The sequence below is a fragment of the Bradyrhizobium sp. AUGA SZCCT0283 genome (assembly GCF_018130385.1).
In the GTDB taxonomy this organism is placed as follows: Bacteria; Pseudomonadota; Alphaproteobacteria; order Rhizobiales; family Xanthobacteraceae; genus Bradyrhizobium.
The window spans coordinates 1-22961 of record NZ_JAFCLU010000034.1 but is presented as its reverse complement, the minus strand read 5'-3'; the positions used below and the strand labels follow the sequence as shown (position 1 = coordinate 22961).

Genomic DNA, 22961 nt, shown 5'->3' with positions numbered 1-22961 from the left:
CAGCGCCGCCAGCCGGCTCAACCTATTCCCGGCGCGACAATCCGAAACCCGTCCAACGCCTGAGCAACCGTTCGACCACGGCGCCGATCGCAAGGCCCGCGATCACATCGCTGGTCCAGTGCGCCAACAGGACGATCCGCGTCAGCACCAGGCCCGCGCCGATCGACCAAGCCAGGTTGCGTTTCGCAGGCGGCAGTACCGTAGCGGCCGATGCCAACGCGCCGACATGGACGGCATGGCCGGATGGAAAGGCGTCGAGAGGTTTTCCTGAGAACGGCACGCCGTGAAGGTGCGCGCGGACCATCAGACGGTCGGGGCGTTTCTGGTCAAAGATCGACTTCAGCAGATGCGGCAGAAGCGTAACGGCGACTGTGGTCAGCAGGATATGGTTGCTGCCGGTGCGATGACGCGCGCTTCGATGCCTGCAGTAGAGCCACCAGCCTGCGGCGAGGGCGCAAACGACACGCTCATCGGCGCCCCAGGTGATGGCCCCCGCAATCTGTTCGACTTCCGGACCGGTGTGGTCGGAAATCCATTCCGCGATTTCGATGTCGGCCCGGGTTGGCCGTATCCAAAACAGCGCCATCGTCCGCCTTGTCGCAGCCGGAATAACGGAGCCCCGCCAACCCCGTCCATGGGAGTTTCGGCGGGGCTCGGGTTCGACGTTACGGGGGAAGAAACGCCGATGCGGGAAAACCCGGACCGTGCTCGATCGTTCCTGATTGCAGGAAGGATTGCGTTGTCCGGGTGTCCGTTTGATCGCGCCGACGCCGGCGACGCGAGGAAGCGCCACGGCAAAACGCGCGCCGAGGTAGTATATTTGCATGGCCGTACAAATACGTGGTTGCCAAGGTAGCGGCGTAAGCAAACGTTTAGCCGCAGGCCGTAAGATGACGGCATTCATTTCCTGCATTAACCCGTGGTTAGTCATGCGCCTTCTGCCGATGAAAGAGCCGGACAGGTCCTGGCGGGCGATCAAGGCCCAATGGAAGAAGGACGCCGAAAGCGTCGGCGAGGACTTTTCGACCTTTTCGACGGGAAGCTTTACGGCCTATGACGGCCTGACCAAGGAAGGCGACCACCCCAGCCTGTACTGCCTTTCCGCCGGCGAGCGGATTCATGCGGCCTGCCAGGTCAGCCGCCTGATGATGAGCAAATTCCCGTCGCCGATCCTGCGGGCGCGCTTTATCGTGGTGTCGCCGATTTATGAACTGGGGATCGCAGACGCCGGCCAGTACGCCCAGATGATGGTGGCGCTGTTCTCCGGCATCGTATGGCTATCGAGGGATACGATGTCGGCAAGCCATATCCGTTTCTTCCTGAAGAGCCCCGGAGATTCACAGTACTTCGCGGCGCTGCAGGCTTCGACGCCGGGCTCGCTGTTTTCGAAGTTCACGATCGATGGCGCGCTGATCGAGTGCAGCCTCACGGAAGACGAGATGGCGGAAACCGCCTGATTCCGCCGCCCCTTAACCTTGCGATAACTCATTTTGCTAACGCCCTCTTGGGTTGTGTTCCCTACAACAAGCGCCTGTGGGGGCAGCGGAAATGCTGAATAATTCATCGCAAGACGTCATCGCGGCGGGCCAGCCGCTGTTCGGTGCCGGCATGCCGTGGCGGATCAGGCTGAGTGCAATCCAGTGGCTGATCCTGAACGCGGCGGCGCTCGTGATCGCGATCATGCTCGGCACCGGCTATTTCGCCATGCAATACCGCGAGCGGGCGCTGGAAGTCGCCGAACGCGAGCTCAACAACAGCGCGCTGCTGCTGTCGCGGCATTTCGACCAGCAACTGAGCGATCTCCAGCACGTGCACGAGGACGTCGTGGCCGGCATGCGAGCCGACGGGGTCGATACGTCGGACGAATTCGAACAGAGAATGTCGACGCTCAGCGCGCACGAGATGCTGCGCACCAAGCTTTCGGCGCTGCCGCATGTCGGCGCGCTGAACCTGTGGGACGCCAGGGGATGGCTGATCAATTCCTCCGAGATGTGGCCCGTGCCCGATTTGAGCATTGCGGACCGCCATTATTTCAAGGAGTTCACGTCGGGACGGCCGACGCCCGACGTGATCGTCGAGCCGGTCGTCAGCAAGGTGACGAAAAACTGGACCACGCTGTTTGCGCGCAAGATCGTCGGCCGCAACGGCGAGATCATCGGGTTTGCCAGCCGCGGCGTCGAGCCCTCGCATTTCGAGGCCTTTGTCGGATCGCTGGAGCTCGACAACGATACCGCGATTTCGATGATTCACCGCAACGGCACCATCATCGCACGCTATCCCAAGGACGACAGCCTGATCGGCTTCAACGTTGCCGGCACCGAGGCATTTCAGCGCGCGCTGGCGCTGGACGGCAATATTTCCGGACGCTTCACCAGCGCGAGATTGTCGGAAGACAAGGTCGGCGCGGTCAAGTCGCTGATGCACTTTCCGATCCTGATCGTCGCAACCACCAGGACGGAGACGGCGCTCGCCGACTGGCGGGCGCAGACCAGGCTGCAATTTTTTGCGGCGGCGCCGGCGATCGTCGTCGTGATCGGCATGGTCTTCCTGATCGTGCGCCAGCTGCGCGGCCAGCATGCCGCCGCGCAGCGCAAGCTCTCGGAGAAGAGCCAGCATCTCGACACCGCCATCAACAACATGATGCAGGGCCTGCTGCTGTTCGATTCCTCAGGGCGCCTCGTGATCTGCAACCGCCGATATATCGACATGTTCGGGCTCTCGACCGACGTGGTCAAACCCGGCTGTCATCTGCGCGATCTGATCCGGCACCGTCAGGAGCGCGGCTCCTTTGTCGGCGACGTCGACGCCTATTGCGCCCGGTTTCTCGATCCCAACGGCAGCCTGGTTCAGGATACCGTGACCTCGACGCCGGACGGGCGCACGATCCGGCTGATCTTCAAGCGCTCGCCGGACGGCGGCTGGGCCACGACATTGGAAGACGTCACCGAAGGGCGGCGTGACCAGGCCAGGATCGAGCATCTCGCCCATTACGACGCGCTGACCAATCTGCCGAACCGCTCGTTGTTCCAGCGCCACGCCGAGGGATTGCTGCTGGAAACCGAGGGGCGCGAATTCGCGATCCTCTATATCGACATCGACGAGTTCAAACGCATCAACGACACGCTGGGACATCTGATCGGCGACGAGTTCCTCAAGGGCGTGGCGGAGCGGTTGCGCCAGTCGGTCGGACCTGAAGATTTCATCGCCCGCCTCGGCGGGGATGAATTCGCCATCCTCCAGCACGGCATCGAGAGCGCCGAGGATGTCCACGCACTGGTCGCGCGGATCTATCAGGCACTGCGGACCCCGTTCAACTGCCACGGCCACCAGCTTGCCAGCGATGCCAGCATCGGCATCGCGATCGCGCCGCGCGACGGCCTGGACCTGTTCGATCTTCTGAAGAACGCCGATCTCGCCATGTACGCGGCGAAGGCGGCCGGCCGCAGAACCTATCGCTTCTTCGATCCCGCGATGGAGCAGCAGGCCAATCATCGCCGCGAGCTGGAGGCGGACTTGCGCGCGGCGCTGGCGCAGGGCAGCTTCGAATTGCACTATCAGCCGCAGGTCGATCTGCGCAGCGACAGTGTCACCGGCTGCGAGGCGCTGCTGCGCTGGCGGCATCCGGTGCGCGGCATGGTCTCTCCGGCTGACTTCGTGCCGGTCGCCGAGGAAACCGGCCTGATCGATGAGATCGGGCAGTGGGTGTTGCGCACCGCTTGCGCGGAAGCCGCGACCTGGCCGGCCAATGTCCGCATCGCCGTCAACGTCTCGCCGATCCAGTTCCGGTCGGACACGCTGTCGCTGAAGGTCGCTTCTGTCCTCTCCGAGACCGGGCTCGACCCGCGCCGGCTGGAGCTGGAGATCACGGAAGCCGTCCTGATCGCGGACGACGACGCAGCACTGGCGACGCTGAACCAGCTCCGCGCGCTCGGGGTTCACATCGCGCTCGACGATTTCGGAACCGGCTATTCCTCGCTGCAATATCTGCAGCGCTTCCCGTTCGATAAGATCAAGATCGACCGTTCCTTCGTCAAGGAAGTGACGCGCAATTCCTCGTCGGCCTCGATCATCCGCGCGGTGGTGAGCATCGCCGCCGACCGCAACATGGTCACCACGGCGGAAGGCGTCGAGACCCTGCAGCAGCGCGAGACCGTGCAGAATCTCGGATGTACCCAGATGCAGGGCTTTCTGTTCAGCGCGGCGCGTCCGGCGCAGGAAATCCGCGCGCTGCTGGCGTCGGGGGAGGCCGGCGCAGAGGCCGCGGCGTAAGGCTGGAGACCAGGTTGCTTCAGCCCGGCTGCGGCCGCGCCTCGGAAATAGCCTTCCTGAGAATCCGCGACAGCAATTCCACCGAATAGGGTTTCTGGATCAGCTCGAAGCCGCGGTGGGCGCTCTCCGCCAGCACGTTGCTGTAGCCGCTGGTCAGGACCACGGGCAGGCCGGGGTAGCGCTCGCGCACGATGCCGGCGAGCTCGACGCCGTTCATCCCGGGCATGATGACGTCGGAAAACACCAGGTCGGCGGAAAACTCGTCCTCGGCAAGGATCGCGAGCGCGGCGTCCGCGCTGGCGACGCGACGGACCGTATATCCGAGATCCTCCAGCAGTTCGGTGGAGAACTGCCCGACGTCGTCATTGTCCTCGACCACGAGGACGCGGTAGCCGCGGCCGCGCGTGGCGGGTTCGCTGCCGGTCGCTGCAGCCTCGACGGCATCGGCCGGCACCGCGGCCTGCGGCAGGTAGATCGTAAACGTCGCGCCCTGGCCGGGCTCGCTCGCGACCGCGATGTCGCCGTCGGATTGCTTGGCAAAGCCGAACGCCTGGCTGAGGCCGAGGCCGGTGCCTTTGCCGACCTCCTTGGTGGTGAAGAACGGCTCGAAGATCGTCTCGAGCAGGGCAGGCGCAATGCCGGTGCCGGTGTCGGTCACGGTGATGGCGACGAAGTCGCCGCTGCGGGCGGGCTGGGCGCGGAGCGGGGGAATGGCATCCACCTTGCGGACGCGGATGGTGAGCCGGCCCTCGCTGTTCATGGCATCGCGGCTGTTGACGGCAAGATTCATCAGCGCGGTTTCGAATTGCGCGATATCGGCGATCGCGAAACAGTTGAGATCGGCAATGTCGACGTCGATCCTGATCCGGGCGCCGACCAGCGGGCGAATCAGTTGCGCCACCGCCTCGACCTGGGTGCCGACATTGAATACCTGCGGCTTCAAGGGCTGCCTGCGGGCGAACGCCAGCAATTGTCCGGTCAGCTTGGAGGCGCGCTCCACGGTCTCGGCAATCGCGTCGATGTAGCGCCGGCGCCGCTCTTCCGGCAGTTCGCGGCGGCGCAGGAAATCGGTCGCGGACCGGATGATGGTCAACAGATTGTTGAAGTCGTGGGCCACTCCGCCGGTCAATTGCCCGACCGCTTCCATCTTCTGCGACTGGCGCAGCGCTTCCTCGCCCTGGCGGCGTTCGGTGATGTCGATGGCATCGGGCACCGCGCCGATGATCGCGCCGTGCTGATCGCGCAGCGGGCGCATCGCGAAGTCGAAATAGCGCTCGCCGATCGGCAGGTACAGCCGCATCTCGATCTGGATTTCGTCGCCCTGCATCACGGCGATGAAGGCGTCGCGGACGGTGTCGCGCATGCCTTCGGTACCGGAAAACCACGGCGTTTCCCAGAACGGCTTGCCGACCACGTCGCTGGCGTCACTGCGGATTCCGGCGAGCGCGGTCTTGTTGGCATACAGCACGTCGCCGTGCTGGTTCAGCAGCCCCTGATACTGATGGCTGGTTTCCAGGATCGCGCGCATCTGGGCTTCGCTGGATTCCAGCTGCGCCGTCCGCTCGGTGATCCGCAATTCGAGGATTTCGTTCAGCCGGCGCAAATCGTGCTCGGCCTGCTTGGCGGCGGTGACGTCGTGGGCGACGCCGATGAAGCCGATGTGCGCGCCGGTCGGGTCCCAGCGCGGCTGGGATTCCGACCGCAGCCACCGCCATTCGCCGTCGGCGCGCCGGTAGCGCGCTTCCAGCACGAACGGCTTGAGCGAAGCCTCGCCGGCGATTGATTCCTGCACGATGCGTTGCTGGTCGTCCGGATGTAACCGCTTGCGCCAGTCGAATGCGATGGCTTCCTCGAACGGCAGTCCGAGAAAATCGACATAGGCCTGGTTGGCGAAGGAACGCGTGCGGTCGAGCTTGGTCACCCAGATCGGCACCGGCGCGCTGTCGGCGATCAGGCGGAAGCGCTCCTCGCTTTCGCGCAAGGTCGCCTGCGCCAGCATTTGAGCGGTGACGTCGCAATCGGCGCCGACCAGGCGCAGCGCGCGGCCGTCGCGGTCGCGCTCGATCTTGGCGACGACGCGGATCCAGCGGGTCGTGCCGTCGTTCGGCCGCACGATGCGGTATTCGGCCGAATAGTCCTCGCTCTCGCTTTTCAGGACGCCGAACAGATGCTGGACCGTTCGTTCGCGATCCTCGGGATGGATTCGGCTGACCCATTCCTCGTAGGTCTCGTTGGCCGCCTCGGGCGGCAAGCCGTGAACCAGGAGATATTCGGGGGAGCGGCGGTTCTTGACGCCGTCGCGGAAATCGATTTCGAGGCCGCCGACACCGGCGATGCGCTGGATCCGCGCCAGCTCCGCTTCGCGTTCCTGCAAGGCGCGATGAGCCCTGTCGCGCTCGTCCGCGATTTCCTGCAGATGTTGCCGCAAGCGTTCGGCGGCGGCAATTTCAGGCAAAACGTTTGCAGTGTCGGAAGGGGTCATGCGTGCCGGCAACCTCTGCCGGCACTTTCACACAGGACGCGCCGGCTTTGCCAGCTTCATTTGCTCTTGGTGGTTGAGCGGCAGTTATAGGCTCGGCGGAACCCGGCGGCCTGCGCGTCTTCCTCGGAACAGAACCAGCGGTCCGGCTTCGTCAGTCCCGGATAGGAGCGGCACATCTGCAGGTGGTAGATGCCGAGGTTCCCGGTGACGCGGGCGCGGACCGCGTATTTGCCCTTGATGTTGCAACTCGCCGGCATCACGAGATCCTCGGGGAACAAGGCCTCGCGGATTTCGCGGTCGCGGTCGGTGCGGCACGCGGCGCCGAGCAGGGCGCCGTCCTTCTTGCCGGCGCGGAACTCGCGCGGCGCGGCGAAGCAGCCTTTCCACAAGCCCTGGCGGTCGTCCTTGGCGTGGGCTTCGTCCGTCTTGAAGCGGCCGGTGGCGGAGGCTTCGACATTCAAGGCAAAGCCGTTGCGGACCAGCAACTGGCTGAGACTTGTCGTCTCGCCCTCGATCTTGCACACGCCGATGTGTCGTTTCTTGTAGGCGGGATCGGGACCCAGATCGTCGCAGCGGACCTGTTTGCCGCCGATCAGTTTTGCCAGTTGATCGCGCGCCTCGATACCGCAGGTCCAGCTATCGGCGTGCTCGTCGATGCAGAGCTGGTCGACGGTTGGGACATCGATGCCGTCGAGCCGGTAGGTGACATTGCCCAGCTGAAGCGTGCTGCCATCCCGGACTATGGCGGTGGCGGCCGAACTTTGGCTGGCCGCAAGTACGATCGATAGCAACGCCGCAACCAGAAAAATTCGTGACCGCATCTGTTTCATTTCAAATCAATTCCACACCTGCCGCTGCCTTCTAGCATAAGGTGACGTGATTGAACCAAGGCGCTGGCGCTAATCGCGCATGAAGCGAGTTGGGGAAAACCGTCGGCGTCGCCTGCGGCCATGCGCCGAACGGAGCATTGACTTCATGAGAACAAAATAGGAACATGGCCGGCATCGCTCAACACGGAATATTTGCCATGTCGTCCTCTTCACAGCCGAAATTCGAAGAGAACGACGAGTTGGAAGCCGCGGTGGATCAAGCGATTTCAGCCTGCGGCGGCGACCTGAGGGCGACGATCCGCGCGCTGATCGTGGCCAACGAATATCTGGAATCCGAGGTCGGTGAACTGATGAAGGCGGTATCCCGCGCCTATGCGCGGGGGCGCTTTAACGCCTATTCCGGGTGAATTGCCGCCGGCCGGTGCGGCGAGGCTGATACGAGACCGTTGCCTCCACCGATTTTTGCTGTACCACGGGTTTGTTACCCGCGTCCCCGCATGTCACATTGCGGGGGAGGATCCTGCCCAAAGCTCAAGCAAGAAGAACATGTTCAAGAGAATTCTGATCGCAAATCGCGGCGAGATCGCCTGCCGGGTCATCAAGACTGCGCGCCGGATGGGGATCAAGACGGTGGCCGTGTATTCCGAGGCCGACCGCGATGCGCTCCATGTCGAAATGGCCGATGACGGCGTGCTGATCGGTCCGCCCGCGGCGGCCGAGAGCTATCTTCTGATCGATAAAATCATCGAAGCCTGCCGCAAGACCGGCGCCGAGGCCGTGCATCCCGGCTATGGCTTTTTGTCCGAGCGCGAGGCGTTTCCGCGCGAGCTTGCCAAGGCTGGCATCGTCTTCATCGGCCCCAATCCGGGCGCCATTGCCGCGATGGGCGACAAGATCGAATCCAAGAAGGCCGCCGCAAAAGCAAAAGTCTCGACCGTGCCCGGGCATCTCGGCGTCATCGAAGACGAAAAACATGCGGTGAAGATCGCCGACGAGATCGGCTATCCCGTGATGATCAAGGCCTCCGCCGGCGGCGGCGGCAAGGGCATGCGGATCGCGCATTCGAAGAGGGAAGTCGCCGAAGGTTTCAACGTCTCCAAGGCCGAGGCAAAATCCTCGTTCGGCGACGACCGCGTCTTCATCGAAAAATTCATCGTCGATCCCCGCCACATCGAAATCCAGGTGCTCGGCGACAAGCATGGCAACGTGATCTATCTCGGCGAGCGCGAATGTTCGATCCAGCGCCGCAACCAGAAGGTCATCGAGGAAGCGCCGTCCCCGTTGCTCGACGAGACCACCCGCCGCAAGATGGGCGAGCAGGCAGTGTCGCTGGCGAAAGCCGTGAATTACGATTCCGCCGGCACGGTCGAATTCGTCGCCGGCCAGGACAAGAGCTTCTACTTCCTGGAGATGAACACCCGTCTGCAGGTCGAACATCCCGTCACCGAATTGGTCACCGGCATCGACCTCGTCGAGCAGATGATCCGCGTCGCCGCCGGCGAAAGACTTTCGATCGCTCAGAAGGACGTCACGCTGACGGGGTGGGCGGTGGAATCCCGCGTCTATGCCGAGGACCCGTTCCGCAACTTCCTGCCGTCCATTGGCCGGCTGGTGAAATACCGCCCGCCCGCGGAAGCGAGCCATGACGGCGTCACCATCCGCAACGATACCGGCGTGCAGGAAGGCGGCGAAATCTCGATCCACTACGATCCGATGATCGCCAAGCTCGTCACGCACGCGCCGTCGCGCGCCGCTGCGATCGAGGCGCAGTCCACCGCGCTCGACGCGTTTTACGTCGACGGTATCAGGCACAACATTCCGTTCCTGTCGGCGCTGATGAACCATCCGCGCTGGCGCGAGGGCAAACTTTCCACCAGTTTCATCGCGGAGGAATTCCCGAAGGGATTTTCGGCGCGCCCGCCAGAAGGCGAGATCGCGCGGCGGCTGGCGGCCGTGGGAGCGGCGATCGACCACGTGCTCGGCGAGCGCAAGCGCCAGATTTCCGGCCAGTTGACCGGGCGCCTGGTGCAGCGCGAACGCCGCCGCGCGGTGTGGCTCGATCGCGACGAAATCGCGCTCGATGTGGCGCGCGAGGCCGAGGGCATCGCCGTGCGCTTCATCGGTACCGACGGTCTACCCGGCAATCCGCACAATCTGGTCTCGACCTGGACGCCGGGTGAGCCGGTCTGGCAGGGCACCATCGACGGCCACTTCGTGGCGATGCAGGTGCGCGCAATTCCGAACGGCATCCGCCTGGCGCATCAGGGCTTTGATGTTGCGGTCAACGTCTTCACCGAAAGCGAGGCCGCCGCCGCCCGGCTGATGCCGGTGAACTCGGCGGCCGATACCGGCAAGAAGCTGCTATGCCCAATGCCGGGGCTCGTGGTGTCGATTGCCGTGAGCGAAGGGCAGGAGGTCAAGTTGGGCGAAACCTTGGCCGTGGTCGAAGCGATGAAGATGCAAAACGTACTGCGCGCCGAACGCGACGGCACGGTGAAGAAGATCCACGCCGCGGCCGGCGCCACGCTGGCGGTCGACGCGCTGATCCTGGAGTTTGCGTAACGCTTCCCGTTCCGTCATTGCCTGCGACAAACGCGAAGCGTTTGCGCAAGGGAGCGTCAGCGACGAAGCAATCCTGAGCTAGGCAAAGAACGGGATTGCTTCCGCCTTCGCTCTTCGAGCTACGGCGGACAAGTCGCTTCGCTCGCAATGACGGCGGATAGAACTGAGGGCACCATGGCTTTCCGTCAGCGCCGAGAGAAATTGCGTTCCATCCTCAACGGCCCCACCTGCGCCCGGCCGGGATCGGTCTATGACGCGACCTCGATCCGCATTGCCGAAGACCTCGGCTTCGAGCTCGGCATGTTTGGTGGCTCGGTGGCCTCGCTGGTCGTGCTCGGCGATCCCGATATTGCGCTGATCACCTTGACGGAGCTGGCCGAGCAGATGCGCCGGATGTCGCGCGCCTCGACCTTGCCGGTGCTGGTCGATGCCGACCACGGCTATGGCAACGCGCTCAACGTTCGCCGCACCGTGCAGGAACTGGAGACGGCCGGCGCGGCCGGCCTGACGATCGAGGATACGCTGCTGCCGCCGGCGTTCGGGCAGGCCGGAACGCAATTGATCTCGCTGGAGGAGGGCGTCGGCAAGATGAAGGCCGCGCTCGATGGCCGCAGCGATTCCTCGCTGGTCGTCATGGGCCGCACCGGCGCCGTATCCATAACCGGCCTCGACGACGCCATCGCCCGCGCGAGGGCGTATGAGGCCACCGGTGTCGATGCGCTGTTTTTTACCGGCATCAAGAACCGAGGCGAGCTCGAAGCCATTTCCGCCGCAACAAGGCTGCCGATCGTGCTCGGCGGCGCGCCCGAGGACATGACCGCGCTCGATTATCTTGCAAGCCAGCGCGTGCGGATCGCATTGCAGGGCCACGCGCCGTTCGCCGCCGCCACCCAAGCCGTCTATGAAACGCTGAAGGCGTTGCGTGAGGGAACGTCGCCGAAGAACCTGCAAGGTCTGGCGCCGTCCGAACTGACCGGCCGGGCGATGCGCGAAGCGGACGTGAAAGCACGCGGTGGCGCATTTCTCGGGTTGAAAAAGCCATGAGCGACACGATCCGCCATGTCACGATCAGCGGGCGGGTGCAGGGCGTCGGCTACCGCTACTTTGTCGAGCGCGCGGCGCGGTCGCGTGATCTCGAAGGCTGGGTGCGCAATCGCCGGGACGGCAGCGTCGAGGCGGTGTTCGCCGGCTCCGCGGAAGCCGTTACGGCCATGATCGCGGCATGCCGGCGCGGGCCGGCATCGGCGCTGGTGGAGGCGCTGCGGGACGAAGCGGCCAGTTCCGACATGCTGAACCTTCGGGAGGCAGGGGAGCGGTTCTCGGTGCTGCCGACGATTTAGCGCCCGCACCCCTCCGAACCAAGATGCGGAGATCCCGATCTTGACCGGCCTGGCCACCAATGGCCTATTTCGGACATCGACGCGCCGTACAAGATATCAATTTATCCGATTGGATGGAGACGCGCGATGGACATTAGATCGACGCTGACGGAGCTATGTGATGCCTTCAACGCGCACGACCTTGATCGCATCATGACGTTCTTTTCTGACGATTGCATCTTGGAGATGCCGAGGGGAAGCAAGCCGTGGGGTTCGCGTTTCGAGGGCAAACGGAACGTACGGGAAGCGCTGGCAACACGCTTTGAAGGTCTGCCTGACGTCCACTACGGCAACGATGAGCATTTTGTGGATTCGGCTGCGGGCACCGGCATCTCAAAATGGACCCTCACGGGCACCACCCGCGAGGGCGCGAGAAAGGAGGTCAGAGGTTGTGACTTCTACACGTTTCGCGACGGCAAGGTGATCCGCAAGGACTCGTACTGGAAGATCGTGGAGTGAGTCCAATGCCGGCGAGTAGCGTCAGTTCGCGACATCACGGCAATCCAGTCGCTTTCGAAGCAAAGCGGACCTCCTACAGAACCACATCGAGATTACGTCCGCTAATGCGTCCGTTCACCCGGCGCGAACTCGCCGTCGTGCTGGATGGAGGCGCTGTCGACATATCGCAGGTCGAGTGAGGAATACACGATGCTGCGATTGCGGCCGAGACGCTTGGCCTCATAGAGCGCCGTGTCGGCTTCTCCCACCAACGCCGCCTCGTCGATCGTCGAGCGGTTCTTGGCGGCGACGCCCGCGCTGATGGTGATGTAGCCGCGGCTGGAGGCCGTGTTCGGAATGCCCAGCGCCCGCACCGTCAGCCGAATACTCTCGGCGACCTTCAGGGCGGCGTCTTCCGTTGTATTCGGCAGCACAACGGCGAATTCCTCGCCACCATAACGCGCGGAAAGGCCTGACGTATCGGCGGCCGCATCGCCGATGGCTTTCGCAACCGCCTGCAGGCAACGGTCGCCGGACTGATGTCCGTAGGTGTCGTTGTAGCCCTTGAAATTGTCGATATCGAACAGCAAAACCGAAATCTCTTCGCAGGTTTCGTATTCGCGCCGAAGGAAGCTGTCGAAGGTGCGGCGGTTGGTGAGCCCGGTCAGTCCGTCGGTTGCAGCGAGCTGGGTGAGGCGGCGGTTGAGCTGGGTCAGCTCATCCTCCATCCGCTTGCGTTCGGTGACGTCGCGGATGACGCAGAGGAATTCCGTCCTGGCAGGGTCGCTCGGTTCCGTCGCCAGCTTGAACTTGCTTTCGACCCACGCCAGCGTTCCGTCGGCGCGATAGTGCCGGAACACGACCGTGCTGACGCTGTCGATACTCCTGAGCCTTGCGGTCGCCTGCTTGACGCTTTCCCGGTCCTCGGGGTGGACCAGATCGAAGCATGATTTTCCGATCAGGTCCTTGGCACGCAGCCCCAGCACCGGCTCAACGGAATGGGAGACGTAGCGGAGCAGGCTGCGGGCATCGATCAGGATGATGATGTCGGCAATGTTGTTGGCCAGCAATCGGTAGTGCGCCTCCAGCTCGCGCAGCGCACGCTCGGTCTTGCTGCGGAAGTGGAACTGCAGCGCGAGCAACGCCGCCAGCATCAGGATCATGCACAGCAGCACGCCGGCAACGATGACATCGGTCCGCAGGGTCTTCCACCATTCGGCCAGAATCCAGTCTTCCGACACGGCCACGGTGACGACCATCGGGTATTGCGGCGTTTCCTCGTAGCCGAAATACTTCACGATGCCGTCGAACGGCGAGATGATCTTGTAGTATCCGACAGAGCTCAGCTTGAGATGCCTTGAGAACAGGTCGGTTTTTGAGAGATCTGCGCCCTTGTCGGACAAGGGCCAGCGTATCAGGAGGGCGCCATCATTCCGTATCAGGCTGATGCCGCCGTCCGGACCGAGCTTGAACGTCCGGTAGAAGCCGTTGAAGTAATCCTTGTCGATCGCTGCGGCGACGACCCCGCCGAAGCTGCCGTCGAGCTTGGTGATCCGTTTCGAGAGAACGATCATCGAGGATCGCTCGTCGATACGGGACTGCAACAGCTCGCTGATCCGAAGCGCGTTGTCCGGCGTATCGCGATGGTAGGCAAAATAATTCCGGTCCGAGACGTTGTGGCGCGGCTGTTCCGGAAGTGACGAATAGGTCCAGTTGCCCTTGGCATCGGCGACGCCGATCCCGCGCAATTGTGGCAGCGTTTTCGCCGTCTCAGCCAGGTACGTGTTGAACCGGTCCGGCTCGGGATCTCTATACTTCAGCAGGTCCACCATTCCTGCCATCGCGATATCGACCGCCTGAATGGCGTGCGAGGCATGCTCGGAAAGCGAATGGGCAAGGTTCTGAATTTCGGCACTGCCGCTCGCCAGTGCGGCCTTCTTGGCGTCGAGCGCCTTCCAGGCCATGACGCCCAGGACGCAGGCGGTCATGACAAGCGCAAACGTGATGACCACGGCCGTCGATGTTACCCGCCGCGGCGGACCGCCCGGGTCTGGGGTATTTCGATGGGGCATTGCTTGCCTTGATGATCGCGCCAGACCTCGTTGCCGGCAACGCGTGAAGGGAATCTAGGAGGCGACCGGTGCCAAAGGGTTAACGGATCGACCGGGAAAACAACGGAAGCGAAGTGCGACACAGAGTTCCGTGTCGGGGAACCCGGCCCAGGCGGAGCGTGGTCCTCGACGGAGGGCGGTTGCGTCGGGCGCGACCCGGAATGTGCGGGCTCGCGCGGGACTTGACATCCGCACAGTTACGTCAGATATTTCTGTTATGACAGAAACAACCGACAAAAAGAAACTCCCCGCCGTCGTCGAACGGTTCATCCTTCACTGGGGCGACATGGGGGACGAGTGGGGCGTCAACCGCTCCGTCAGCCAGATCCACGGCCTGCTTTATCTCGCCGAGGCGCCGATGACCGCGGAGGATATCGCCGAGACGCTCGGCATGGCGCGGTCCAACGTCTCCAACTCCATCAAGGAATTGCTGGCCTGGAATTTGATCCGCCGGGTGCCGATCCTCGGCGACCGCCGCGATCATTTCGAGGCGGAGACCGACATCTGGGAAGTGGCGGCGCGGATCGCCGCCGGCCGCAAGGAACGCGAGATCGACCCCGCGGTCGATGCGCTGCGCGCCTGCGTTTCCGACGCGGCTGACGATCCGACCATCAGCCCGGTCGCGGCTAAGCGGCTGAAGGAAATGCTGGCTTTCACCGAACTGGTCGACCGCTGGTACACGCAGATGCTCAAGGTGCCGCGGCCGAGGCTGGTCGCGCTGATCAAGCTTGGCGAGAAGATCGTCAGTTTCTTGCCGGCGGGGAAATCCAGATAGGGGCAGAGGGGCTGAGCAGGAGCGTGTGATGGCGTCCACAAGAGCACCAAGGTTTCCCGCAACACCCGCCTCGAACACCATCCTGCTCGACGACCGCCGCTTCCACGATCTGCTGCCCGACGAGGAGTGGGGCCGCCTGCCGCTGGCGATCTGGCGGCGCTTCTCCAAGCGTTTTGCCGATGGCGAGACCGTCGTCTATGTCGGCACGGTGGAGGAAGTGAGTTTTAGCCGCGCCGGCTGGTGGCTGGCGCAGCTTGCGCGCGTGATCGGCGGGCCGTTGCCGACGGGCGGCGAGACCGGTGTCCCGATGGTCGTGACTGTGACCGAGGATGCGGCGAGCGGCGGCCAGATCTGGACCCGCATCTGCGCGCGCAGCAACGGCTTTCCGCAGGTGATCCATTCCGCCAAGCGCTTTGCCGGTCCGACTGGGCTCGAAGAATATGTCGGCCACGGCGTCAGCATCGCGTTGCGCATCTCCGTCGAGCACGAAGCCCTGGTGTTTCGCAGCGTCGGCTATTCCCTGCAGATCGGGCCGTTGAGATTGCCGCTGCTGCCACGGCTCACGCCAGGCGATCTCACCGTGACCCATTCCGATCTCGGCGGCGGCACGTTCCGCTTCACGCTGGAGATCGTTCATCCGCGCTTCGGAAGACTCATTCGTCAATCCGCCGTGTTCCGGGAGGCCGCATCATGACGTCGTTGCTTTGGATCCTGATCGCCATTCAGGTCGCGATGGGCGTGTTCGACACGTTCTATCACCATGAGCTGACCGAACGGCTCGCATGGCGTCCCTCGCAGCGCTACGAGCTGCAGCTTCATGCGCTACGCAACATGCTCTATGCGCTGCTGTTCCTGGTGCTGGGCTGGCTGGAGGTGCACGGCGTCTTCGCCGTTCTCATCATCGCAGTGCTGGTCGCGGAAATCGTCATCACGCTGATGGATTTCGTCGAGGAGGACATGAGCCGGAAATTGCCGGCCAGCGAACGCATCAATCACACGCTGCTCGCGATCAATTACGGCGCCATCCTGGTGCTGCTGCTGCCGGTCCTGATCGGCTGGGCAGGGCAGCCGACCGGCGTCAAGTCGGCCTACACGGGTTGGCTCAGCCTGATCGCGGCGGCGGCAGCCGTTGGCGCTGCGCTGTGCGGCCTGCGCGATTTCACGGCGTCGAAGCGTCTTGCGCGCATGACCTGCGCGCCCGCGGCAAGCCTGGTCGAAAAACTGCCCGCACGGCAGACCGTGCTGGTGACCGGCGCCACCGGCTTCATCGGCAGCCGCCTGGTCGCAGGCCTGAGTGGCGCAGGCCATCAGGTCATCGCGCGGGTGCGCGACCCTACGAAAGCCGACATGCTGCCGCCGCCGATCACGCTGATCACGAGCCTCGATCAGCTGCCGGCGGACACAAGGATCGATGCGATCGTCAATCTCGCAGGCGAGCCGATCGGCAACGGGCTGTGGACCGAAGCCAAGCGCCGCAAGATCCTGGATTCCCGCATCAACATGACGGGCGATGTGGTCGGGCTGATCGCGCGGCTCGAACGCAAGCCGGCCGTGCTGGTGAGCGGTTCGGCCATTGGCTGGTATGGGCTCTGGCAGGATCAGGTGCTGACGGAGTCGGCAAAATCACATGCCTGCTTCAGCCATGAACTCTGCGACGCCTGGGAAAACGCGGCGCGTCCAGCCGAAGAGCATGGCGTACGCGTGGTCTGTCTGCGGATTGGCCTCGTGATCGGCACCGATGGCGGCTTTATCACGCGAATGCTGACGCCGTTCGAGTTCGGCCTCGGCGGGCCGCTGGGCTCGGGCCGGCAGTGGATGTCCTGGATCGAGCGCGACGATCTGATCCGCCTGATCGTCCATGTGATCGCAAAGCCTGAACTGGCAGGACCGATCAACGCCACCGCACCAATTCCCGTGACCAATACGAAGTTCACCGAGGAATTGGGCCGCCGGCTGCATCGGCCCGCGATTTTCCGGATTCCCGGCGGACTGCTGCGCCGGGTCGGCGGCGACTTCGCCAATGAATTGCTGCTGGGGGGCCAGCGCGTGTTGCCGAACAAGGCGCTCAGCAACGGATTCGTGTTCCGGCATGAAACGCTGCGCAGCGCGTTCGAGGCGATCCTGTGAGGAGGGAAAGCACCGGCCGGGAGCCGGGCTAGTCCCATCACCGCGGCAGTTTTGCGATCGCCTGGCTGAGTTCGTGGATTTCGTAAGGCTTGCGCAGAATGGGAAAATCGCCGCGCACGTTCAGCGCGGCGTCGCTGTAGCCGCTGGTCAAGAGGATCGGCAGTCTGGGCCTGACAGCCTTCAGGTGGCGCGCCAGACCGAGGCCGTCCATCTTGCCGGGCATCACGATGTCGGAGAAGACGAGGTCTACTCCGTCGAGCTCGAGTTCGCGCAAGGCCGCTTCGGCATTCGCCACCCTGCGGACGGTGTAGCCGAGCTGTTCGAGCAGCCCGGCGCTGACGGAGGCGACCTCCGGATTGTCCTCGACCAGCAGCACGGTGCCGCTGCCACCGATATCCACCACATTGGCGTCCTCGGCCGCGGGCGCGGTTTCCTTTCGCGGCAGCAGGATCGTGATCCTGGTGCCCTTGCCGAGTTCGCTCGCCACCTTGACCGTTCCGCCGGCCTGATGCGCGAAGCCGTGAACCTGCGACAGTCCGAGACCGGTGCCCTTGCCGATCGGCTTGGTGGTGAAGAAGGGATCGAAGATCTTGCTGAGGATATCGGGCGCGATGCCGGTGCCGGTGTCCGCCACCGAGATCGCGACATGGCCGCCGGCACCAGCCTGGGACGTGTCGTTGTGCGCCGATATCGTGATGACGCCGCCGGTCATGGCGTCGCGTGCATTTATGACGAGATTGACCAGCGCTGTCTCGAACTCGGCGACGTCGACCATGACCGGCCAGACGCCCGGGCCGACGTCGAATTGCAGCTTCACCGCGCTGCCGACGGCGGCATCGAGCACTTCGCGCACCGCATCGATGCGCTCGGCAACATCGACGGCTTGCGGGTTGACGCTCTGCCGCCGGGCGAATGTCAGCAACTGGCTGGTGAGGGAGGCGCCGCGTTTGGTCGCCCCTTCGATCGCCGATAGCGCCCGCTGACATTTGGGATCGTCGCCCACCGCTTTCCTCAGCGTGTGAAGACTGCCGCTGATGATCATCAGGAGATTATTGAAATCATGGGCCACGCCGCCGGTCAGCTGGCCGAGCGCGTCGAGCTTCTGCGATTCCGCAAGCTGCTGGTGCATCTGCTCGAGCTGGAGCTGGGCTTCGCGGCGCTCGGTAATGTCCCGGGTGATCTTGGCGAAGCCGACGAGCCTGCCGTCCTCGTGGATGGGGTCGATGATGACGCTGGCCCAGAAGAAGGTGCCGTCCTTGCGGACGCGCCAGCCTTCCTCCTCGTAGCGGCCCTGTTCCCGGGCCGTGCGCAAGGCGCGGAGCGGCTTGCCGTTGGCGCGGTCGACTTCGGTGTAGAAGCAGGAAAAATGCTGCCCGATGATCTCGGTGGGCGAGTAACCCTTGATCCGCTGGCCGCCGACGTTCCAGCTCGTCACCACCCCGGTCGGATCCAGCATGTAAAGCGCGTAGTCGGCAACGCCTTCAACCAGGAGTCGGAAATTACGTTCGGATTCGAAGAGATCCCTTTCCTGTTGTTGATCTTTCTTGAACATCCGACTGCCCGTTTAATCGGCGCAAACGCACAACGTGGCCATTGGTTCCCGAAAAATCAGTCTTTTTAACGAAACGGTTCGTTACGCCTGGCCAACCACGCTCCTGAACGTCGCGGCCAGCGTCCGCAATGCTGCGCGCTTGGCGGGATCGCTGACCTTCGAGTGCAGCATCACCTTTGAAGAGGCCAGCCGCGGCAGCCCTTCGGCCGGCCCGATATCGACCAGGCCCGGCGGCGCGATCCGCCGGGCCAGCGGCGCTACCGCAAGGCCGGCCAATGCGGCTGCGACCACGGCGGTGACGCCGCCGCCGACAAAGCTCTCGGTCCAGGCGATGCCGGCCTTGTCGAGGGCGCGGATAGCGAGCGCGCGCACGCCGCAGGGCGGCGCCAGTGTGGCCAGCGGCAGCGTCTCGCCGCGGCGCCAGACGAGGCGCTTGGCGGCGAACCAGCCGAAGGCGTCTTCGGTCAGCTTCTCGCCGCCGCGGCGGCTGCCTTCCTGCCGCACCACCACGGCATCGAGTTCGCCGGCATCGTAGGCGTCCAGCATCTCGCGCGAAAAGCCGATGGTCACGGACAGCGCCAGCTGCGACGACATCGCGTGCAGCCGTTCGAGCAGCGGCACCAGTTCCGGTCCCGCGGCGTGATCGGAGATCCCGAGCGACAATTGCTGGCGCGCGGGCGTCTCGCCCGACAGCGCGCGGTCATGCGCTTCCATCAGCGTGCGGGCGTAGGGCAGGAACGCAGCACCCCCGGCGGTCAGCGCGACCGCCCGCGGCGAGCGCTCGACCAGCCGCTTGCCGAGCACACTCTCCAGCCGCTGCAGCTTCATGCTGACGGCGGCCTGGGTGGTGCCGAGCGCCTCGGCGGCGCGGGTAAAGCTTTGCAGTTCGGCGACCAGCAGGAACGCCTGAACGGTATCGATATCCAGCGTGCTCATCTCATCATCAACATATGTTATCACTGTTATGAACAGAGATAAGATACCAAAATGATGGCCGCGGGTCTAGGTATGGGGGAGCGCGATGCCAGCGCGCCTCTAAAAGGAGAACGACCATGCCGCTCATATCAGTCACCTATTCCAGCGTTCGCAAGTCGCCTTCGCTGAAGGCCGAGATTGCCTCCGCCGTCAGCGATCTCACCGCCAAAATCCTGCGCAAGGATCCCAGGGTCACCGCAATCATCGTGAAATCGGTCGATGCCGCCGACTGGTTCGCCGGTGGAAAGTCGCTCGCCGAGCAGAGCCTCGCTAGCTTCTGGCTTGACGTTCATGTCAGCGAGGGCACCAACACCAAGGACGAGAAGGCGGCCTATCTCGCCGCGCTGTTCCAGCGCATGGGCGAACTGCTCGGGCCGCTGCACGAGGAGAGCTACGCGCATGTCGACGAGGTGAAGGGCGATTCTTACGGCTTCGGCGGCCTAACCCAGGAGCGCCGCTACATCGCCGGCCAGCTCGAGGTCGCACCACGGAAGGCGGCGGCGTGAAGATAGCCTGACTTGCGGACGGCGCGAGTATGGCGTGGGTCACGCCCTTAGCGCACCCAGCACTGCTGCGGTGGCTGCGACAAGAGTGAGTGCAATCACGGAGGCGCGCCAGAGAAGTTGTTGGCGCGCGGCCCGGCGATCCTGGAAGGCAAGCCAATCCCGGACGAAGCCTGTCGGAATATCGAATACGACGGCGGGCCTCTCGGGATCATGAGCTTCGTGATCTGCGAACATGGCCCGCACATTCGGCACGCCCAAGCGGTCAAGTTCGCAATTCCATTCCCAGGCGTGCGCGCTGTTGGTCCACCGGTTCTCGAAGGGAAGCCGATGCGATTTCATCGTGACCTCCTGTTCCAAATCCGCCTGCCTCTGGATATGTGGCGCCGTCCACTCCAAACGGAATATCCGTCACTGCCCGATCGCAAAAAGAGACCGCGGGTTTGACCCTTGACCAGAACAGCTAGACCGTTGCTTCCGGCAGGCGCGCGCTGGTGGCGCCGAACACGTCTTCAAACGCCCGCCGAAGCGCGACGTCGAGATCCTCCATCGTCACGGGCAGGCCGAGATCCACCAGCGAGGTGACGCCATACCGCGGGTCGACGACGCCGCAGGGCACGATCGCCGAAAAATGCGAAAGATCCGGCTCGACGTTGATGGCGATGCCGTGAAATGACACCCAGCGCCGCAGCCGCACGCCGATCGCTGCGATCTTGTCCTCGTAGCCTGCGCCCTTGTCCGGCCGCCTGACCCAGACGCCGACGCGATCCTCGCGGCGTTCCCCGCGCACATTGAAGGCGTCGAGCGTGCGGATGATCCATTCTTCAAGACCCGCCACATAGGCGCGCACGTCCGGCCGCCGCCGCTTCAGGTCGAGCATCACATAGGCCACCCGCTGGCCGGGGCCGTGATAGGTGAGCTGCCCGCCGCGGCCGGTGGTGAACAGCGGAAAGCGCGGGTCGAGCAGGTCGGTCTGCTTGCCGCTGGTGCCGGAGGTGTAGAGCGGGGGATGCTCCAGCAGCCAGACCAGTTCGGCCGCCTTTCGCTCGGCGATATCGGCCGCCCGGGCTTCCATCGCGGTCACGGCCTCGGGGTAGGGCACGGAATCGGCCGAAATCCGCCATTCGACCTCGCCGCCGCCCTGGGAGCGCGCGAATGTCGTCAAATCAAGGCTTTGGCGGTCATTAACCATTGGCTAACCATAACGTGGTCAGGTGGAACCACAGCAATCTAGTCCCCGTTTGGCGGTTCATAAGTGGCGACCCTCGATAAAGTCAGCGTCGATCTCATGGTGGTGCTCGGCACCACGACCATGCCCATCCACCAGGTGATGCGGCTTTCCCGCGGCGCCATCATCGAACTGGACGCCACCGAGGCGGACGAGGTCAAGATCCTCGCCAACAACCTTCCGGTGGCTTCAGGCGTGGTGCTGGTCGATCGCAACCGTATCGCGGTCGAAGTCAAGCAAATGCTGCCGAAATCGCCTGATGTCAGGTAGTTATTCGGTCGCAAAACTGCCTTGTCCCCCCATCCCTGATTTGTTACATCGGCGCCGTTGATCCGGCGGGCTGCATCGCTCCAGCCGGTATCCCAAAGCGCTCGTGGCGGAATTGGTAGACGCGCTGCCTTGAGGTGGCAGTGAGTAAAATCGTGGGGGTTCGAGTCCCTCCGAGCGCACCATAAACCCACGTTTCGCGTTGAAATCCTTAAGCTTTTTTCCCGATGTTACCCGGGAATGTTACCACTCCGTTCCCGCGTGGCGTTCCCCCGTTGTTCGCCTCCGGCAGCGGCATGAAATCATCGAGTGACTGGCTCTGGTCGAACGCGACGATCTTGTCCATTCCGCTGATGCCGAGCCTCTCTCGATTCGCCTGCGCGATGTAGTGCGCGGGCATCTTCGGATCGGTCCAGCCGAACATCGCCATCATCTGGCTCTCGGTGCAGTCGGCGTAGGCAGCAACCTCAGCACGGGCCTTGCGTACCCCATGGCAGCTCTTCTTGGGCTCGTTCACGCCAGCCAGAACAGCATATTTCTTGAACTTGGCCGCCCAGGCCTTTTTGTTCATCGGCACGACTCGGCCGCGCACAACCTTGCCAGTGAATACCTCGGCGCCAATGATCCCCGAGGTACGGGCCGCACGCAAACTTTCTGCAAATTCGGGGTGAACGGGCACCGTAACGGTCGTGTTGCCCCTACTTTTCTCGGTCGCAATCTGCACCGCCATCTTGCGAACGATCTGTCGTAGATGTGGCGGCCCGAAGCGATGCGCGTCGCCCAGCCGAAGGAAAGTATAGTGGAGGATATCGAACATCAGCCGCGCTTCGGTCCCAAGCGGCCACTTCGCTCGGTACCGCGCCATATCGTCCTCGCTCCAGGGCACAAAGCCGCCGGTCTCGCGGCTCGCCTTTGCCTTGCCGGACTTCAGTCCGGTAGTCGGGTCATCGTCCTCATCGAGATGGCCTTCGTCGATCATCCAGCGGATCAGGCCGCGCAGCGCCGACAGCAGGTTGCCGGCCTGAGACGGCGTGCGCGCCTTCATTTCCGCCTTTATGACTTTGCGTGTTAACACTGCGAACGGCTTCTCGCCATTCTCGGGCACTAACGACTCGATCAGCCCAGTGCGCTGCAGCCGGGTCGATTCCGCTAAGCCCTCATGACCGACGCTGAGATCACCCAGCCAGTGGTCACTTTGCTTGTAGCCGTTCCAGTACCAGCGCAGCGTGCCGGGTTTCGCCGGCGTCTCCGGCAGAGCAGGGCGCGGCTCGTTGCGCTGCTTCTGCGCATTGATGTAGTCGCCCTCGTTGCCGAACAGCGCGATCTGAGCGGCGATCGCGGTGTCAACCTCGGCCTCGAATTCAGCCGTGCCGGCCATCTTCATCGGCGGTGAAGTGGTGCGCCAGCTTCTCGCCGGCCGGGCAGCGATAGACGTCGTCCTTGGCCAAATAGACAAAATCAGG

At 63.7% G+C, this 22961-nt stretch carries 21 protein-coding genes and 1 tRNA gene; 13 read left to right on the top strand and 9 right to left on the bottom strand.

The features are described 5' to 3' along the window. Positions 1–22: 22 nt before the first annotated feature. Positions 23–586 (bottom strand): phosphatase PAP2 family protein, encoded by a 564-nt coding sequence (locus tag JQ624_RS31565; RefSeq protein WP_212422809.1) that lies wholly within the window; start codon positions 584–586, stop codon positions 23–25. A 343-nt stretch (positions 587–929) separates the two neighbouring features. Here JQ624_RS31565 and JQ624_RS31560 point away from each other — a divergent pair, with 343 nt between their 5' ends. Beyond that, positions 930–1457 (top strand): hypothetical protein, encoded by a 528-nt coding sequence (locus JQ624_RS31560; RefSeq protein WP_212422808.1) that lies wholly within the window; start codon positions 930–932, stop codon positions 1455–1457. A 151-nt stretch (positions 1458–1608) separates the two neighbouring features. Further along, positions 1609–4269, top strand: coding sequence for an EAL domain-containing protein (locus tag JQ624_RS31555; protein WP_212422841.1), 2661 nt, complete (start codon positions 1609–1611; stop codon positions 4267–4269). A 19-nt stretch (positions 4270–4288) separates the two neighbouring features. Here JQ624_RS31555 and JQ624_RS31550 read toward each other — a convergent pair whose 3' ends face one another. Continuing rightward, on the bottom strand, positions 4289–6751 hold the full coding sequence (locus JQ624_RS31550) for a PAS domain-containing protein (protein WP_409334396.1): 2463 nt from the start codon (positions 6749–6751) through the stop codon (positions 4289–4291). Between the two features lie 56 nt (positions 6752–6807). Next, on the bottom strand, positions 6808–7572 hold the full coding sequence (locus JQ624_RS31545; RefSeq protein ID WP_212422840.1) for a thermonuclease family protein: 765 nt from the start codon (positions 7570–7572) through the stop codon (positions 6808–6810). 206 nt (positions 7573–7778) lie between these two features. Between JQ624_RS31545 and JQ624_RS31540 the strand changes: the two genes are divergently transcribed. The 5 genes from JQ624_RS31540 (at position 7779) to JQ624_RS31520 (ending at position 11981) form a co-directional block, all read left to right on the top strand. Continuing rightward, complete coding sequence (locus tag JQ624_RS31540) at positions 7779–7988, top strand: hypothetical protein (protein WP_212422806.1); 210 nt, start codon at positions 7779–7781, stop codon at positions 7986–7988. Positions 7989–8127: 139 nt separating this feature from the next. Then, positions 8128–10143: an acetyl/propionyl/methylcrotonyl-CoA carboxylase subunit alpha gene (locus JQ624_RS31535; protein WP_212422805.1), complete on the top strand. Its 2016-nt coding sequence runs from the start codon at positions 8128–8130 to the stop codon at positions 10141–10143. Between the two features lie 174 nt (positions 10144–10317). Further along, the gene (locus JQ624_RS31530; RefSeq protein ID WP_212422804.1) at positions 10318–11187 is read left to right on the top strand and encodes an oxaloacetate decarboxylase; all 870 of its coding nucleotides are present in this window, start codon (positions 10318–10320) and stop codon (positions 11185–11187) included. Beyond that, positions 11184–11483 carry an acylphosphatase gene (locus JQ624_RS31525; RefSeq protein ID WP_212422803.1) on the top strand — a complete coding sequence of 100 codons (300 nt, stop codon included), beginning with the start codon at positions 11184–11186 and terminating at the stop codon, positions 11481–11483. Before JQ624_RS31530 ends, JQ624_RS31525 begins: the two co-directional genes overlap by 4 nt. 126 nt (positions 11484–11609) lie before the next feature. Next, positions 11610–11981: a nuclear transport factor 2 family protein gene (locus tag JQ624_RS31520; RefSeq protein WP_212422802.1), complete on the top strand. Its 372-nt coding sequence runs from the start codon at positions 11610–11612 to the stop codon at positions 11979–11981. Between the two features lie 101 nt (positions 11982–12082). Here JQ624_RS31520 and JQ624_RS31515 read toward each other — a convergent pair whose 3' ends face one another. After that, on the bottom strand, positions 12083–13948 hold the full coding sequence (locus JQ624_RS31515) for a diguanylate cyclase domain-containing protein (protein WP_212422801.1): 1866 nt from the start codon (positions 13946–13948) through the stop codon (positions 12083–12085). Positions 13949–14288: 340 nt separating this feature from the next. On the opposite strand from JQ624_RS31515, the gene JQ624_RS31510 reads away from it, so the two are divergent. From JQ624_RS31510 to JQ624_RS31500, 3 genes are read left to right on the top strand one after another with little or no spacing between them, the layout of a single operon-like run. Beyond that, complete coding sequence (locus JQ624_RS31510; protein WP_212422800.1) at positions 14289–14846, top strand: GbsR/MarR family transcriptional regulator; 558 nt, start codon at positions 14289–14291, stop codon at positions 14844–14846. 28 nt (positions 14847–14874) lie between these two features. Further along, positions 14875–15540 (top strand): DUF4166 domain-containing protein, encoded by a 666-nt coding sequence (locus JQ624_RS31505; protein WP_212422799.1) that lies wholly within the window; start codon positions 14875–14877, stop codon positions 15538–15540. After that, positions 15537–16973 (top strand): TIGR01777 family oxidoreductase, encoded by a 1437-nt coding sequence (locus tag JQ624_RS31500; protein ID WP_212422798.1) that lies wholly within the window; start codon positions 15537–15539, stop codon positions 16971–16973. The genes JQ624_RS31505 and JQ624_RS31500 overlap by 4 nt, the downstream gene beginning before the upstream one ends. Positions 16974–17010: 37 nt before the next feature. Here JQ624_RS31500 and JQ624_RS31495 read toward each other — a convergent pair whose 3' ends face one another. Next, positions 17011–18525 (bottom strand): ATP-binding protein, encoded by a 1515-nt coding sequence (locus JQ624_RS31495; RefSeq protein ID WP_212422797.1) that lies wholly within the window; start codon positions 18523–18525, stop codon positions 17011–17013. A gap of 81 nt (positions 18526–18606) precedes the next feature. Further along, positions 18607–19461 (bottom strand): LysR family transcriptional regulator, encoded by an 855-nt coding sequence (locus JQ624_RS31490; RefSeq protein WP_212422796.1) that lies wholly within the window; start codon positions 19459–19461, stop codon positions 18607–18609. Between the two features lie 116 nt (positions 19462–19577). Here JQ624_RS31490 and JQ624_RS31485 point away from each other — a divergent pair, with 116 nt between their 5' ends. Continuing rightward, positions 19578–20006: a 4-oxalocrotonate tautomerase family protein gene (locus tag JQ624_RS31485; protein WP_212422795.1), complete on the top strand. Its 429-nt coding sequence runs from the start codon at positions 19578–19580 to the stop codon at positions 20004–20006. A gap of 39 nt (positions 20007–20045) precedes the next feature. On the opposite strand, the gene JQ624_RS31480 is transcribed toward JQ624_RS31485, so the two are convergent. Next, entirely contained in the window at positions 20046–20345 is a 300-nt protein-coding gene (locus JQ624_RS31480) for a hypothetical protein (protein ID WP_212422794.1), read from the bottom strand. A gap of 121 nt (positions 20346–20466) precedes the next feature. Next, positions 20467–21195: a lipoyl(octanoyl) transferase LipB gene (lipB, locus tag JQ624_RS31475; protein ID WP_212422793.1), complete on the bottom strand. Its 729-nt coding sequence runs from the start codon at positions 21193–21195 to the stop codon at positions 20467–20469. Between the two features lie 63 nt (positions 21196–21258). Here lipB and JQ624_RS31470 point away from each other — a divergent pair, with 63 nt between their 5' ends. Both JQ624_RS31470 and JQ624_RS31465 read left to right on the top strand, forming a co-directional pair. Then, positions 21259–21501 carry a FliM/FliN family flagellar motor switch protein gene (locus JQ624_RS31470; protein WP_066505938.1) on the top strand — a complete coding sequence of 81 codons (243 nt, stop codon included), beginning with the start codon at positions 21259–21261 and terminating at the stop codon, positions 21499–21501. A gap of 97 nt (positions 21502–21598) precedes the next feature. Then, positions 21599–21683, top strand: a tRNA-Leu gene (locus tag JQ624_RS31465). Positions 21684–21709: 26 nt separating this feature from the next. On the opposite strand, the gene JQ624_RS31460 is transcribed toward JQ624_RS31465, so the two are convergent. After that, the gene (locus tag JQ624_RS31460; protein WP_212422792.1) at positions 21710–22876 is read right to left on the bottom strand and encodes a tyrosine-type recombinase/integrase; all 1167 of its coding nucleotides are present in this window, start codon (positions 22874–22876) and stop codon (positions 21710–21712) included. Between the last annotated feature and the right edge of the window lie 85 nt (positions 22877–22961).